This is a genomic window from Bacillus sp. 22483, assembly GCF_052044605.1.
Taxonomy (GTDB): Bacteria; Bacillota; Bacilli; order Bacillales; family Bacillaceae; genus Bacillus; species Bacillus altitudinis.
Map to the genome: position 1 here is coordinate 1 of NZ_JBQENU010000034.1, position 324 is coordinate 324.

The following is a 324-nucleotide window of genomic DNA, read 5'->3' on the forward strand; positions in this document are numbered from 1 at the left end:
CACACCAGTGGCCCCAGTAGGTCCGGTTGAACCTGTGATACCAGTAGCACCAGTCGGACCGGTTGAACCTGTGATACCCGTGGCCCCAGTAGCTCCAGTTGCACCCGTGATTCCAGTGGCCCCAGTAGATCCGGTTGAACCTGTGATACCCGTGGCCCCAGTAGCTCCAGTTGCACCCGTGATTCCAGTGGCCCCAGTAGCTCCGGTTGAACCTGTGATACCAGTAGCACCAGTAGGTCCGGTTGAACCTGTGATTCCCGTAGCTCCAGTCGGACCAGTTGGTCCAGTGCTGCCCGTCACACCAGTGGCCCCAGTAGGTCCGGT

1 protein-coding gene is annotated in these 324 nt (G+C 59.9%); it reads right to left on the minus strand.

Going from position 1 to position 324, the window contains the following annotated elements; translation table 11 throughout:
* Positions 1-324 (minus strand): hypothetical protein (locus ACTJJQ_RS19285; RefSeq protein WP_440600514.1); only part of this gene is annotated, 324 nt, incomplete at both ends.